The organism is Robertkochia marina (genome assembly GCF_004799345.1).
Lineage (GTDB): Bacteria > Bacteroidota > Bacteroidia > Flavobacteriales > Flavobacteriaceae > Robertkochia > Robertkochia marina.
The window spans coordinates 202,690-216,216 of record NZ_SSMC01000004.1; the positions used below are offsets into that span (position 1 = coordinate 202,690).

Below are 13,527 nucleotides of genomic sequence, written 5' to 3' on the forward strand. Positions count from 1 at the left end.
GAGGATTGATCCCTTTTAAAATTCGGTATCTAAGTTAATATAATCCAGGAATTCTCTTCGTACGGCTGCGTCTTTAAATTTACCTCCAAATTCAGCAGTCACCGTGCTGCTTTCAATATCCCGGATTCCTCTGGAATTCACACAAAGGTGTTTGGCATCAACCACACAGGCAACATCCTTGGTACCAAGGGCTTGTTGTAATTCCTGAACGATCTGCATGGTCATACGCTCTTGTACCTGTGGACGCTTCGCGTAATAATCCACGATCCTGTTCATTTTGGAGAGGCCGATCACAGTGCCGTTAGATATGTAGGCCACATGAGCACGACCTACAATGGGAAGGAGGTGGTGTTCGCAGGTAGAGTAAACCGTGATGTTTTTCTCAACGAGCATCTCTCCGTACTTGTATTTGTTCTCGAAAGTCGAAGCCTTGGGCTTTCGGTCCGGATGGAGTCCTGCGAAGATCTCCTTTACGAACATCTTGGCAACCCTTCTGGGGGTACCTCGTAAACTGTCGTCGGTAAGGTCCAGCCCGAGAGTTTCCATGATGTTGTATACCTGGGTTTCTATGCCTTCGATCTTTTCATCATCTGAGGCTTCAAAGGCATCGTCTCTTAAAGGCGTGTTGGCAGAAGAACCAATGTGTTCATTACCTAATTCTTCGTATTGCTCTTCTAGTGCTTTATCTATCTTCATTGCTGTTTTTTGAATGTAATGCCTTTTGTTCTTCGGCATCAAGTCTGATTTCAAAGCTAGGTGATACCCGTAGCTGTTGAAAAAAATAGACTGCAAAGATAAGTATTTGTCGACTATTTACGTAACCTCTTGCACGGGAACTGTTTTTTTTGCAAATCCTTAACGTAAGTAATAGGTTAGGACAAATATGTGTTTCCTGAGAAGCCTTCTATTGATGTATTTAAATTTGGCTTTTCATGAATGATTAGCCCTTACTTTTTTGCATTGCCCAACCCCTTCAGGGCTCACAAACACCTCTAAAACAATAAAAAGGCTGTGAGTAAAAAAGTAACATGATAGTCAAATTAGAATCATTGATATAAAGTTAAGTATTACGGTTCGTTTTATTCGCCTATTTATTATTGTCCTAGAGGTGCTCATGAGGGCTTCGCCGTTGCATCAAGGCAAAATGAACAATAGCTCATTCTTGAAATGCTTTTTCATCGGTGTAGTTTATCTTCAACATCCTTCAAAAGAAATCAAATTTCAGCGTTCTCGTTAATACAATAAATAACCTTGACTGAAAGAATTAAAATTTCACCGTGTAGCTTAAGATCCAGTCAGATCGTTCTTCATCAATTCGCGCAGTATTCGACAGTCCCGGGTAAAGGGTTTGATTGATATCCCGTTGGCTTCCGGACCATGCAAAATCCAGGGCGCTTCCGCCAAAGTCAACCCCCAGTCCTAAAGAATACCCGTTAAGATCTCCTATGGTGTTTTGATTCTGGTAGGCTGATTCTTCAAAGCGGTACCCCCCTCTGAAACTCCAGCGTCCTGCCCGCATTTCTGCCCCCAGCCTGAAGGTAGACACTGCTCGGAGCTCCTGGCTTATGGCAAAATTCTGTTCTGCGAAAAAGGGGTCGCTTGTTGGCCGAAGCTGGGCATTGCTCATGTCCTGAAAAGTGTATTCGGCGCTTATAAGCCCGGCATTTCCGAGTACGAAGGCACCGCTGGCCATCCATTTGGAGGGGAGGCGTAGGGAGTAATCAGGAAATCTGTAGATAACATCCGGATAAACCTCTACCAGTTCCAGTTCGTCGGTGGTGCTATTGAGGATATCGGTATTGATACCCTGCCAAAGTTCATCACCCAGGTCGTACCAGGTGGGAGTTTGGTAGCTTCCTCCTAATCGCAGGGAATTACCGAGCTTGGCAATGAATCCGGCATTGGCTGAGAAACCGCTGCCAAAGGTGTAAAGCTCATTGTCAAATTGTGTGTATTGAAGAAAAGAATCCGGCGCATAATTGAATTCGTCAAAACGAATGATGGTTCTCCTGTTTACGGCGTGTAGATTTAAACCAACACCCATATAAAGGTTCTCGTTATACTGGCCTCCCAGGTTCAGGGTGAATTTACTGTCGGTCCCGCTGGTCAGTATGCGTTGTTCCTGTTGTACTCCGTTGTTCAGGGTCGCATTAGAAACGTAAGAGTTATTACTGTTTGCAGCAGGGTCTATAACAAAGGCCTGGTATCCTAAAAACCCCTGCTGGGCAGCAAACCCCAGGGAATTTCCGATATTGATATAGGCATCTGCCACAGATTCGCCGTCCAGTACACTTAGATCATTCGTGGAAAATCCATTAGCGTTGGCTACGAAATAATCGGCCACGGACTGATTTCCGGTTCCGGCAATAAAGATATCGTTGTCAAAATTGTTTTGGATATCATAATTAAATCCCAGGGCGATCTTTCGAAACCCGTTTTTGTTATTGTTTTTAAACACTAACACCCCGCCGGCCTGGTTGATCTCGTAATTCGTCTCACGTTGCGAAGCAATACCGTTCCCGAAAAATGCTGTATTCTCTTTAAAGTAAGCTGCGCCTGTAAAGGTGAAAGAGGAATAGTTGAACACGGCAGAGGCTGCAGGATTATTGTTAAGCGCTGAAAGATCACCTCCAAGTGCTCCAAAGGCCCCGCTTAATGCCCGGTAGCGGGCTGTGCCTAGTAAGTCTGCTTCAGATAGTGCGGTAACGTCATTTATGCTCTGCGCTTGCAGGCCAGACAAAAAGAGTCCTGAAAGAACGAGGGTTAATATTCTTTTCATCGTTTTGAGTTTTTAAGTTTAAGGGATTGGAATGAAGGTGACTATTAAAAAATCAGATGCCGCCGCGACCACCACGACTTCCGCCTCCGCCACCTCGGGAGCCACCGCTGCTGCCTCTGGAGCCACTGCTACCACCACTGCTCCTGACAGAGCCGCCACTACCTCTGGAATAGCCGGAACTGGATCTTCCTGAGCTGCCTGATGGTCTTGCTGATGAAGAAGGTCTGCCAGACGCGCCTCCACGGTTATAAGTACCTCTGCTTCTTGATGTGCCGGACGATCTGTTGTAGTACCCGGAGCGGGAGTAACCTGAAGTCTGGCCATAACGTCGGTTGATGGTTGAGTTTCTGTTACCTGTTGAATATCCGCGACTACCAACGCCTACACGGGCAGAATTGGAGTATCCTCTTCTGGAAACACTTTGTCGATCACTGTATCCGGAACGTCCAACGGCAGCATTCCTGGTTCTGTCTGTATATCGGGATGATCTAGTCAGCGTACTTCTGACATTACTGGTGTAAGTGTTCATATTGCTATATGAGGTGCCTCTTCGGGTATTGCCGTAGGCGTAACGAGCAGAGCCGTAACGTCCGTAATAGTAAGGAGAGCCATACCAGCCACCCCAACCCCATCCGGGTCCGTACCAGCCACCCCAGCCCCAACTGGGTCCATACCAGCCTCCCCAGGCCCAGGCGCCGCCCCAGCCCCATCCGGGACCGTAAAAGCCGCCCCATCCCCAACCGGGTCCGAAGCCACCCCATCCCCAACCGGGTCCGAAGCCACCCCATCCCCAGCCCCAATAGGGGTCAACCCATCCGCCCCAATAAGGGCTACCCCATCCCCAACCCCAACCGGTGTTGACGATGTTGATATCCACCCCTTGCGGATTGTCACCCCAACCGGGGTTACCAACCTGGTAATCCATATCGTAGTTGATATTTACCAGCGATGAGTCATTAACCTGGGTGCTGTCCATCGAGCTGTAGGTGTCTACATCAGTAAACACGTCCTGCTCGTCCATCTGGGTGATCATGCGATCCAGGGTCTGAGAGGTATTGCTGAAATAATTTTCGAAATTGGTCATCACCTCTGAAGAAGTGTCCTGGGGCTCTGTTTTTTGAGGCCTCGGAGCATTCTGATCTTCGTAGTAAACGATATCTTCACTGTAAATACCGTCATTGCCATAGTAGGATGCTGCTTCAAAAGAACCGCAGGAAACCACCAGCAGGGCCAGGGTTAAAAAAGCGGGGAAGCGCAGTTGTTTTAAAGCAGTATATGAAGATTTCATAGTGATATTTTTATTGTTGAACATAACAAAATTAGTTAGTTTTGCCAAACTAATCTTGCACAAAAGGACTCAAGATTTGTGCCAAACTGAAGTAAATGGGTAAGAAATTAACAAAGCGATCTGAAGATTATTCAAAATGGTATAACGAGTTGGTTGTCAAAGCCGACCTTGCTGAAAACTCAGGGGTTCGCGGATCTATGGTGATCAAACCCTATGGGTATGCCATCTGGGAAAAAATGCAGGCGCAACTTGATCGCATGTTTAAGGAAACAGGACATGAGAATGCTTATTTCCCGTTGTTTATTCCGAAATCTTACCTGAGCAGGGAGGCCGCTCACGTAGAGGGTTTTGCCAAAGAATGTGCAGTGGTTACCCATTACCGTTTGAAGAATGCTGAAGACGGCAGCGGGGTGATCGTTGATCCTGAGGCTAAACTGGAAGAAGAGCTTATTGTGCGCCCTACCAGTGAAACCATTATCTGGGATACTTATAAGAAATGGATACAGTCTTACCGGGATCTGCCCGTACTGGTGAATCAATGGGCCAATGTTGTACGTTGGGAAATGAGAACGCGATTGTTCCTGAGAACTGCAGAATTTTTGTGGCAGGAGGGGCATACAGCTCATGCCACCCGTGAAGAAGCTATTCAAGAGGCAGAACTGATGATGAATATCTATGCAGAATTTGCCGAGAAATTCATGGGAGTTCCTGTTGTGAAGGGATTGAAGACCGAGAGTGAAAGATTTGCAGGAGCCCTGGAGACTTATTGTATCGAGGCACTTATGCAGGACGGAAAGGCTCTGCAGGCCGGTACGTCTCATTTTCTGGGGCAGAACTTTGCCAAGGCTTTTGATGTAAAGTTCGCCACCAAAGAAGGAAACCAGGAGTATGTCTGGGCAACTTCCTGGGGGGTGTCAACCCGACTCATGGGAGCTCTGGTTATGACCCATAGTGATGATAACGGATTGGTGTTGCCGCCTAAACTAGCGCCTATTCAGGTGGTTATTGTTCCTATATATAAAGGCGAAGAGCAGCTGGCTGCTATTTCTGAAAGGGTAGAAGGGGTTGTTAAAGACTTACGGGATCGTGGGGTGTCGGTTAAGTTTGACAACCGGGATACTCATAAACCCGGTTGGAAATTTAATGAGTATGAGTTGAAAGGGGTACCTGTCAGGCTGGGTATCGGAATGCGTGATATGGAGAACCAAACCTTTGAAGTGGCTCGAAGAGATACGCTCGAGAAGCAAACGGTTGCTGCTGATGCTGTGGTTGACCACGTGGTGGGTCTTTTGGAAGAGATCCAGGAGAATATTTATAATAAGGCTCTGAACTACCGGGAGTCTCATATAACCGAGGTCAATTCCTTTGAAGAATTCAAGGAGGTTTTAGAGTCAAAGGGCGGATTTCTCTCTGCTCATTGGGACGGCACTCCGGAGACGGAAGACAAGATCAAAGAGCTCACAAAAGCAACTATACGCTGTATTCCGCTGAATGCCAGGGAAGAAGAAGGGGTTTGTGTATACAGTGGAAAACCATCTAAAATACGGGTGCTTTTTGCAAAAGCCTACTAGGAGAAAAAAAATGCAAAAAAAACAAAAGAGTACTTGCAGCATTTAAAATTGTTTGTATTTTTGCATCCGCAATCAAGAAAAATTGGTCCGTTCGTCTAGGGGTTAGGACGCCAGGTTTTCATCCTGGTAGCAGGGGTTCGAATCCCCTACGGACTACGAAGATTAAGTATATTGATTATTACCCGCCACCAATGGTGGAAATCCTGAAAAGGATTGGATGGTCCGTTCGTCTAGGGGTTAGGACGCCAGGTTTTCATCCTGGTAGCAGGGGTTCGAATCCCCTACGGACTACAAAAATTTGTAAAACGATTTATGTAGAATAGAAGTTAGCTATTCTACCTCTGATTAAACAAACAGGAAAAGATGGCAAATCACAAGTCGGCGTTAAAGAGAATCAGAAGAAACGAAGCGGTTCGTTTAAGAAATAAATACCAGCACAAAACTGTTCGTAATGCGATCAAGAAGCTGCGTAATACAGAAGATAAGAACGAAGCTGCTACAATGCTTCCTTCAGTTGTTGCTATGATCGACAAGCTGGCAAAAAGAAACATTATTCACAGCAATAAAGCTGCGAACTTGAAATCAGGACTTACAAAGCGAGTTAATGCACTTGCATAAGTTATTCTGACAATAATACAATTTGAGAACGCTCTCCTTGCCGGAGGGCGTTTTTTTATGGAAGTTGCCCGGCCTGTGCATCCGGAGAATATGTTAACTTTGCACAACGTTTAAAAAAATATCAGCATATGCAAAACGGGATATACGCGAAATTTAATACAGATAAAGGGGAGATCCTGGTAAAGCTTACTCATGATAAGACACCGGGAACCGTAGGTAACTTTGTGGCTCTTGCCGAAGGGAATCTTGAAAATTCAGCACGACCTCAGGGAAAACCCTATTACGACGGGTTGAAGTTTCACAGGGTGATCAATGATTTTATGATTCAGGGAGGATGTCCATTAGGTACAGGAACCGGAGACCCTGGTTATAAGTTTGATGACGAATTTCATCCTGAGCTGAAGCATGAAGGGCCGGGAGTGCTTTCTATGGCCAATGCAGGACCCGGAACTAACGGTAGCCAGTTCTTTATTACTCACGTAGCCACCCCATGGTTGGATAACAAACATACCGTGTTTGGTTTTGTGGAGTCAGGTCAGGAGGTTGTAGACAGCATTGCTCAAGGCGATCTGATCAAGAGCCTGGAGATCGTAAGAGTTGGAAAGGAAGCAGAAGAGTGGAATGCTATTGAGGCCTTCAGAACCTTTGAGAAAAGTCGTGAGAAGCGCATAGCTGAAGAGAAGAAAAGAGCCGAAGAGGCCCTGGAAAAACTAGCTGCAGGTTTTGAAAAGACCGAGAGCGGATTGCGTTATAAGATCATTCAAAAAGGAGACGGTGCCAAAGCAACCAAGGGAGATACGGTAGCGGTTCATTACAAGGGGCAGCTGGATAACGGACAGGTTTTTGATTCTTCCTACCGCAGAAATCAGCCTATAGAGTTTAAGCTGGGAATGGGGCAGGTGATCTCAGGTTGGGATGAGGGTATTTCTCTCCTCCAGGTAGGGGATAAGGCCCGGTTCGTAATACCATCGCATCTTGCCTATGGCAGATCAGGGGCCGGAGGTATTATCCCACCTGATGCTACACTGATCTTTGATGTGGAATTGGTGAACGTCAAATAAAAACGACCTTACATTTTATATAAAATCCTGTTGCCTTATCTTTAGGTAACAGGATTTTTTTTATTCTTATGGAAGATCAACAACTTGAAGAACTTAAATACCCTATAGGCAGGTTTGCATTGCCTGAAGCGCCCGGAAAAGAGGAAATACAGGCTGCCATAGCTGTTATTGAGGTATTTCCCTCCAATCTTGAAAAAACAGTGAAATCTCTTACTGATGAGCAGCTGGATACGCCTTACCGGCCCGGGGGGTGGACCATCAGGCAGGTGGTTCATCATGTGGCAGACAGCCATACCAATGCCTATATCCGCTTTAAATGGGGGCTAACCGAAGATACCCCCAGGATCAGAACCTATAAGGAAGATCGTTGGGCAACATTAGCCGATGTAGATGGTACTCCTGTTGAACCGAGTATGACCATGCTTCGGGCACTTCACGCAAAATGGGTCTTGGCTTTAAAACACCTCAACCCGGAACAATGGAAACGCTCCATTTTTCATCCCGGGTTTGATAAGGAGATAACCTTGGCTCAGTTAGTATGTCAATACAGCTGGCATTCCCGCCATCACCTGGCTCATGTGAACCATTTGTTGGCGAGAAAAGGCTGGGTCTCTTAATGAGGCGTGAAGAAGCTTCTAAGCAGGGGATAGAGCTAAAAAGTTCTCATCAGAAGAGTTTGAATTAAATGTCGCAACCTTCCATAACCCGTAGGGTGACATGCCTTTCTTCTTCTGTTCTAATTGAACGGGCGTATTCAAAAGTATTGAAACCTTATGATTTCCATTTGATGTTACAACCAATGGAAGGTTTTTGCTTTTTATAGGTCTTTGTGCCCATGAGGGTAGCGTCAAGGGCTGTGCGAATGTCGCGGCCACTTACAGGCATGCTGTTGCCGGGTCTTGAATCGTCAAATTGCCCGCGGTAGATAAGCTCCAGTTGATCATCGAATACATAAAAGTCAGGAGTACAGGCAGCATCATAGGCTTTGGCAACTTCCTGGGTTTCATCATAGAGGTAGGGGAAAATAAAATCGTGATCTTCTGCATTCTGTTTCATCTTATCAGGAGCATCTTCCGGGTAATTTTCAACATCATTGCTGGAAATGGCAACAAAGCCCACCTCTTTGTCGGTATAGTCTTTGGCTAATTTGGAAATACCTTTGTTGATATGTCTTACAAACGGACAATGATTACAGATAAACATGACTACTGTGGCCTTTTCCCCATATACATCACTTAGTTTTAATTTTTTTCCGGAGATGGTGTCTTGAAGTTCAAAATCCGGAGCCTTGGTTCCAAGGGGTAGCATATTACTTTCTGTTCTCGCCATAATGATTTTATTTTTTACACTTTTTCTTAAGATACAATTATTCTTTACATACTAAAATTAAACATCCTTTCCTGATCATAAAAATCATGATCGTACGCTGTTAATTTTGGGCAGGGTTAGAATGTTTCGTAACTTCCTGATAGTCAAAATTAATAAGAGAATGTATGGAAAATTCATATGAGAGTCTTTCGGTGGCTATTACGGCATTAAAAGAGGAAGGGTATACCCATGACTATAATTTGAAAGAGGAAGTTCTGGAAAATAAGGAGGCAGGTACTGTGCATGAGCCTCATGAACTTAGAGTGGTGAAATACTACAGGTTTGAAGGGAGGACCAACCCCGATGATAGTTCAGTACTGTATGTGATAGAGACCGATAATGGAGAAAAGGGACTTTTGGTGGATGCCTATGGTGCGTATTCCGGACAGATCTCACAGGAAATGCTTGATAAGTTAAAAATGCATTAATAGCGAAGCTTATGGAAAGAATATCCTGGAGTGATTTTGAAAAGGTTGATATAAGGGTGGGTACCGTGGTGGCGGTTGAACATTTTCCCGAAGCCAGAAACCCCTCCTACAAGATCAAGATCGATTTCGGCCCTGAATTGGGGGTTCGAAAATCTTCTGCCCAGATCACTGATATCTACGATCTCTACGATCTTTTAGGACAGCAGGTGGTAGCGGTTGTTAATTTTCCGCCTAAACAGATCGCAAATTTTAACAGTGAATGTTTGGTGCTGGGTGCTGTGGGCGATGCGAAAGGGGTGGTATTACTCAGGCCGGAGCGGTTGGTTGCTAACGGACTCCGAATTCTTTAAGCTTATTCTGTGTCGTTTTCTACCCTGGTAGAATGGAGCATGTCAAGTTTCCATCCTTCCTCTGTTCTTATGGCTGTGGCGCTTTCCAGCCAATACGCTTTTCGTACTACCTTACCATCTTCTGTAAATACCGCCCGGTTATGGTAGGCGGTCCAGGCCCGGTCACCAAATATTTTTGTTTCGATTATTTCAATAATATTCTCCCGCTCCCGGGGTGTTTTTCGCAGTTTGTACTGCTCAAGATACCTGGCTATGGTGTCGTTATTCCATAATTCTCCATGCTCAAGAAGGAGGAAGTCTTCGGTGTGATGTTTGCTAATGGCCTCTGTGCTAAGGTCAGACCAGATATCGTTAAAGGTGTCGTTTATAAGTTGCTCGATGCTTTCTTTGTCTTTGGCTTCAGTAGTCTGAGCAAAGCTTTGGAAGGAGAGGGTTACGATAAAAAGAAAAGTATAAAAGATCTTCATGGCCTTATATTTATGACTTGTACTAAGCTACAGAAAATTTTTCGTGATGTTTTTCGGTTTCATCAATATTTAAGGGCTTTTTAATCTTCCTTGTTTGCTTCTCGGATCGGTTTGTATTGTACAGACAGGAAGAACTGCTGATATTGTAGGTGGCGGTTTCAAGCAATCTGTTTTAGTTTTCCTCTCAATAAAAAAAAGCCGTCCTCAGGTTCTGGCAGGCCAGGACCCGCTTGATGAAGTAGCCGTGAAAAACCAGGTGCTGTTTAAGCCACGCTGAAAGCGTGGTGAGCCTGCCTGTAGGCAGGTTCAGCTGGCTTAGGCTTCGAATCGTTAGCGGATGGCCGAAGAACCAGGACTAGACTTTTTTGTTACTTTTTTACTCACAACATTTCTATTGTTTTAGAGGTGTTCGTGAGCCCTTACGGTCCCGACGCTTCGGGAGGGCAATGCAAAAAGTAAGGCTAATCATTCATGAAAAATTAAATATTTATAAGCGGCAGTATTAGTTGAAGATTGGAATAAAAAAAGGCATCCCTCAAGGAATGCCTTTTTTAGCTTTCAGTAAAAGCTGATTTACATGATCTTGCCAAAGAAGATCGCGTTCATAAGCAGCTTGTTGGTTCCGTACCAAAAGGCGCGGAAGTTGGTGTTGTCGGTAAATCCACTTACCTGGCCTCTTCCGAGACTATTGGTTTGGAAGGGTGCGCTGTTTTTCAGAAGCTCCAGGTTCTCTTCAGAGATATAGCCGCTTAAAAGAGGGTCCTGGGTGTAAAGCATAGGATTATTATAGCTTTGCTCATTAGCTTCCATATAAATATTGGTATTACGGAACATAGCAACCTCATTGTTCTTATAGCCCCAGTTCAACGGATGAGAACGGTCTGTTTTTGTCTGGAAAATAGCTCCACCGGTAACCTGGGCACCTCTGAAGTCCTCTGCCTGTTCAAAGCTGATGTTCTTGGCTTTAAGCTTCTCCTCATGTTTTTTGAATGTCACCTTCAGCAAGCCTTTCTTCTCCATCCATTCCACGCTGTTTCTGAATCCTACCAGGTTTCCGCCATCCTGAACCCATTCTTTAATTTTGGTAACGCCTCTCTCGTCGATGGCCCAGTCGTTTATGCTGGGTACAATGATGGTGGTGTATTCAGAAATATCGGTACGGTTAAAATAGCTCAGATCGAGTTTGGTCAGGGTGATATCATAACGCTGGTCAAACAGGTGCCAGATCTCTCCTGCGTCGTAAGACCGGATACCCTCTCCTACGAGCATCGCTATCTTTTGAGGTTTCAGGGCCTCAAAATCATTACTTCCCAGGTCAATACCACGGGTTAATCCGCTGTTAACGCCATAAATATTGATATGGCTGTTTTTAGCAATGGTGTTTAGTTTTTCATAAATGGCATCCGCATCCATTGATTGGTTTTGAACGGGTACCATAATAGTCCCATAATCGTATTTCCTGCCTTCAAGCTCAAACGGGGTTTTCCCGACCTTCGCCCTTAGTCCGGCATTGAGGATCTCGTTCAGCGCTTTAGGAGTATAATATTCATGCCATTCAAAGAGATAGGCATAATTACCTTTTTGGTCTACCCCTCCTGTCTTTAATTCAGGAGCGGCCTTAACGGCATTTCCGGGAACTGATTTTACCTGGTCATAGTCAACGTTGAAGGCCAGAGGAAATGTCCATCCGCTGATATCGTAGAAAAGGCTGTCTTTAAAGGTGGTTCGTTTTTCAAACATGGCCTGTACCAACCTGCCGTTCTTCTGTGTTTTCGGGATCACGTAACTGTAACCCGGCTCGTACGTTTTACCGTTTACGGACACACTTTCTGATAACTCATAAAGATCGATCTCATGACGATCAAGGATCTCTGCCAGGTGAAAAGTCTTGGCTGCATCTTTTGAATCTCCAAAGATCCAGTTTTCCCCCTCTTTAGATGCCTGGTTGTAGAAATCTCTCTGGTAGGTAAGCAGGTCTTCTCTCAAGGCATTTGCTGCTTTGAGGGTCGACAAACCTGTGGTGAATTGATTTCTGATGGTGAAAGGAAAGGTCAGGGTACCATTCTCACTTTCCTGAATATGTCCGCGAGAACTTCCCTGTTCGAATAAGATCCCCACACCTCCGTTAACATCGGGGAAGGTAGACCCCTTTCCATAGTAATAATCGTCGTAATTCTCCTCAGAATAATAAAGAGATCCGATCTGGTCCAGGGCATCAGCATGGTACTTACCGATGGAAGCGGTAAGTTTCTGGTTAAGATCGGGGGTTAATGGATGCACACGCATAGGTTCTCCGGGTTGAAAGAAGAAGGTGCTGTTCGTTCCCATTTCATGATGGTCGGTTAAAATGTTGGGCTTCCATTTGTGGAAGGTGGCAATTCGAGCACGGCTTTCAGGTAATTGTACCGGAAGCCAGTCACGGTTCAGGTCAAACCAGTAGTGATTTGTTCTTCCTCCCGGCCATACCTCGTGATATTCCCTGTCATTATTGTCGGCATTCAGGTTGTGCGCCCTGTTGGTATTTGCCCAATAGGAAAAACGCTGTAGTCCGTCAGGGTTAAAACTTGGGTCAAACAGGATAACGGTATTGTTGAGCATTGTATTGATCTCTTCGCCTTGAGCAGCTGCCAGGTAATAGGCGAGGGCCAGGGCGGCATTAGATCCGCTGGGCTCGTTCCCGTGTATGGAGAAACCCTGGTATACTACAACCGGCATATCTGAAACCGAAGCTTTGCTGTTTCCCGTTGTAAGTGCCAGGTGATTTTGCCTGATGTTTTCAAGGTTTGCATGGTTCTCCGGGGAGGTGATCGTTAAAAGAAGAATCGGGCGGCCTTCATAAGTGCTTCCTCTGTTCTCAATAGCAATACGATCTGATACCCCGGCCAGGCGGTACATATAATTCATGAGTTTATCATGGGTTACATGCCATTCTCCCACTTTATGACCGATCACTTCAGACGGTGTTGGGATGTTCTCATTGTAGGTAGTGTTTCCGGGCAGGTAATAATCCAGGTCGGGAGCGTTTTGCGCTGTAGTAATAAAACCGCAAAGGCTTAGAAATAGGGTAGTAAGTCTTTTCATGATTTCTTTTCGTGGTTATTTAACAAAAAAAGCCACCTTTAAAAAAGGCGGCTTTTATAAGATATGTATGTTCTTTAGAGATCTTCAAAGCTGATGTCACTGAATTTTTCAGCGGTGACACTTTCATTGACCGTTTCTTCTTCTTCAGAAAGGGCAGTACGTTCTTTTTTGAAATCCTTTTGGTGACGTTCAGAAATAACTTCCTCTCCCTTTTCATCGATCACATATTGTGTCATTTCTTCGAGGATGTCTCTAAAAGCATCAAAGTCTTCTTTGTAGAGATAGATCTTGTGTTTCTTGTAGTGGTAAGATCCATCGTCATGAGTGAACTTCTTGCTCTCTGTTATGGTAAGGTAATAATCACCGGCTTTAGTACTTCTTACATCAAAGAAATATGTCCTTCTTCCGGCTCTTAAAACTTTAGAGAAAATCTCATCTTTCTCTGCAAAACCTTTATCGCTCATAATCTCTCTTAAGTGGTTTAATTAAATGTTAACAAAACCAAAAATGGAAAAA

General features: G+C 44.9%; 13 protein-coding genes and 2 tRNA genes. 8 read left to right on the forward strand and 7 right to left on the reverse strand.

Annotated features, from left to right (window positions below):
* Nucleotides 1-15 precede the first annotated feature (15 nt).
* From folE to E7Z59_RS15345, 3 genes are all read right to left on the reverse strand, one after another.
* Nucleotides 16-696, reverse strand: coding sequence for a GTP cyclohydrolase I FolE (gene folE, locus E7Z59_RS14625; protein ID WP_136337099.1), 681 nt, complete (start codon nucleotides 694-696; stop codon nucleotides 16-18).
* Nucleotides 697-1,264: 568 nt separating this feature from the next.
* Nucleotides 1,265-2,779: an OmpP1/FadL family transporter gene (locus tag E7Z59_RS14630; protein ID WP_136337100.1), complete on the reverse strand. Its 1,515-nt coding sequence runs from the start codon at nucleotides 2,777-2,779 to the stop codon at nucleotides 1,265-1,267.
* 52 nt (nucleotides 2,780-2,831) lie between these two features.
* A complete protein-coding gene (locus tag E7Z59_RS15345; protein ID WP_168731317.1) occupies nucleotides 2,832-4,067 on the reverse strand; it encodes a hypothetical protein in 1,236 nt (411 codons plus the stop codon).
* A 95-nt stretch (nucleotides 4,068-4,162) separates the two neighbouring features.
* Between E7Z59_RS15345 and proS the strand changes: the two genes are divergently transcribed.
* From proS to E7Z59_RS14660, 6 genes are all read left to right on the forward strand, one after another.
* Nucleotides 4,163-5,638 carry a proline--tRNA ligase gene (gene proS, locus E7Z59_RS14635; RefSeq protein WP_136337101.1) on the forward strand — a complete coding sequence of 492 codons (1,476 nt, stop codon included), beginning with the start codon at nucleotides 4,163-4,165 and terminating at the stop codon, nucleotides 5,636-5,638.
* A gap of 84 nt (nucleotides 5,639-5,722) precedes the next feature.
* Nucleotides 5,723-5,794, forward strand: a tRNA-Glu gene (locus E7Z59_RS14640).
* A gap of 63 nt (nucleotides 5,795-5,857) precedes the next feature.
* Nucleotides 5,858-5,929: transfer RNA gene (locus E7Z59_RS14645), tRNA-Glu, on the forward strand.
* Nucleotides 5,930-6,001: 72 nt separating this feature from the next.
* A complete protein-coding gene (rpsT, locus tag E7Z59_RS14650; protein ID WP_136337102.1) occupies nucleotides 6,002-6,256 on the forward strand; it encodes a 30S ribosomal protein S20 in 255 nt (84 codons plus the stop codon).
* A gap of 128 nt (nucleotides 6,257-6,384) precedes the next feature.
* Nucleotides 6,385-7,317 (forward strand): peptidylprolyl isomerase, encoded by a 933-nt coding sequence (locus tag E7Z59_RS14655; RefSeq protein ID WP_136337103.1) that lies wholly within the window; start codon nucleotides 6,385-6,387, stop codon nucleotides 7,315-7,317.
* Nucleotides 7,318-7,385: 68 nt separating this feature from the next.
* Nucleotides 7,386-7,934: a YfiT family bacillithiol transferase gene (locus tag E7Z59_RS14660; RefSeq protein ID WP_136337104.1), complete on the forward strand. Its 549-nt coding sequence runs from the start codon at nucleotides 7,386-7,388 to the stop codon at nucleotides 7,932-7,934.
* Between the two features lie 154 nt (nucleotides 7,935-8,088).
* Here the strand turns inward: E7Z59_RS14660 and E7Z59_RS14665 are convergent, their stop codons facing one another.
* Nucleotides 8,089-8,646, reverse strand: a complete 558-nt coding sequence (locus E7Z59_RS14665) for a thioredoxin family protein (RefSeq protein ID WP_136337105.1) — start codon at nucleotides 8,644-8,646, stop codon at nucleotides 8,089-8,091.
* Between the two features lie 164 nt (nucleotides 8,647-8,810).
* Here E7Z59_RS14665 and E7Z59_RS14670 point away from each other — a divergent pair, with 164 nt between their 5' ends.
* Both E7Z59_RS14670 and E7Z59_RS14675 read left to right on the forward strand, forming a co-directional pair.
* Nucleotides 8,811-9,113, forward strand: coding sequence for a phosphoribosylpyrophosphate synthetase (locus E7Z59_RS14670; protein WP_136337106.1), 303 nt, complete (start codon nucleotides 8,811-8,813; stop codon nucleotides 9,111-9,113).
* Between the two features lie 11 nt (nucleotides 9,114-9,124).
* Nucleotides 9,125-9,463 carry a tRNA-binding protein gene (locus E7Z59_RS14675; protein ID WP_136337107.1) on the forward strand — a complete coding sequence of 113 codons (339 nt, stop codon included), beginning with the start codon at nucleotides 9,125-9,127 and terminating at the stop codon, nucleotides 9,461-9,463.
* Between the two features lie 2 nt (nucleotides 9,464-9,465).
* On the opposite strand, the gene E7Z59_RS14680 is transcribed toward E7Z59_RS14675, so the two are convergent.
* The 3 genes from E7Z59_RS14680 to E7Z59_RS14690 form a co-directional block, all read right to left on the reverse strand.
* Nucleotides 9,466-9,930 (reverse strand): DUF4440 domain-containing protein, encoded by a 465-nt coding sequence (locus E7Z59_RS14680; RefSeq protein ID WP_136337108.1) that lies wholly within the window; start codon nucleotides 9,928-9,930, stop codon nucleotides 9,466-9,468.
* Nucleotides 9,931-10,503: 573 nt separating this feature from the next.
* Nucleotides 10,504-13,011 (reverse strand): M14 family zinc carboxypeptidase, encoded by a 2,508-nt coding sequence (locus E7Z59_RS14685; RefSeq protein ID WP_136337109.1) that lies wholly within the window; start codon nucleotides 13,009-13,011, stop codon nucleotides 10,504-10,506.
* A gap of 74 nt (nucleotides 13,012-13,085) precedes the next feature.
* On the reverse strand, nucleotides 13,086-13,475 hold the full coding sequence (locus E7Z59_RS14690) for a PUR family DNA/RNA-binding protein (RefSeq protein ID WP_136337110.1): 390 nt from the start codon (nucleotides 13,473-13,475) through the stop codon (nucleotides 13,086-13,088).
* Between the last annotated feature and the right edge of the window lie 52 nt (nucleotides 13,476-13,527).

Excerpts from the sequence above, each read along its gene's own strand:
- folE (WP_136337099.1), bottom strand. The coding sequence starts at position 696 with ATGAAGATAGATAAAGCACTAGAAGAGCAATACGAAGAATTAGGTAAT.
- E7Z59_RS14630 (WP_136337100.1), bottom strand. The coding sequence starts at position 2,779 with ATGAAAAGAATATTAACCCTCGTTCTTTCAGGACTCTTTTTGTCTGGC.
- E7Z59_RS15345 (WP_168731317.1), bottom strand. The coding sequence starts at position 4,067 with ATGAAATCTTCATATACTGCTTTAAAACAACTGCGCTTCCCCGCTTTT.
- proS (WP_136337101.1), top strand. The coding sequence starts at position 4,163 with ATGGGTAAGAAATTAACAAAGCGATCTGAAGATTATTCAAAATGGTAT.
- rpsT (WP_136337102.1), top strand. The coding sequence starts at position 6,002 with ATGGCAAATCACAAGTCGGCGTTAAAGAGAATCAGAAGAAACGAAGCG.
- E7Z59_RS14655 (WP_136337103.1), top strand. The coding sequence starts at position 6,385 with ATGCAAAACGGGATATACGCGAAATTTAATACAGATAAAGGGGAGATC.
- E7Z59_RS14660 (WP_136337104.1), top strand. The coding sequence starts at position 7,386 with ATGGAAGATCAACAACTTGAAGAACTTAAATACCCTATAGGCAGGTTT.
- E7Z59_RS14665 (WP_136337105.1), bottom strand. The coding sequence starts at position 8,646 with ATGGCGAGAACAGAAAGTAATATGCTACCCCTTGGAACCAAGGCTCCG.
- E7Z59_RS14670 (WP_136337106.1), top strand. The coding sequence starts at position 8,811 with ATGGAAAATTCATATGAGAGTCTTTCGGTGGCTATTACGGCATTAAAA.
- E7Z59_RS14675 (WP_136337107.1), top strand. The coding sequence starts at position 9,125 with ATGGAAAGAATATCCTGGAGTGATTTTGAAAAGGTTGATATAAGGGTG.
- E7Z59_RS14680 (WP_136337108.1), bottom strand. The coding sequence starts at position 9,930 with ATGAAGATCTTTTATACTTTTCTTTTTATCGTAACCCTCTCCTTCCAA.
- E7Z59_RS14685 (WP_136337109.1), bottom strand. The coding sequence starts at position 13,011 with ATGAAAAGACTTACTACCCTATTTCTAAGCCTTTGCGGTTTTATTACT.
- E7Z59_RS14690 (WP_136337110.1), bottom strand. The coding sequence starts at position 13,475 with ATGAGCGATAAAGGTTTTGCAGAGAAAGATGAGATTTTCTCTAAAGTT.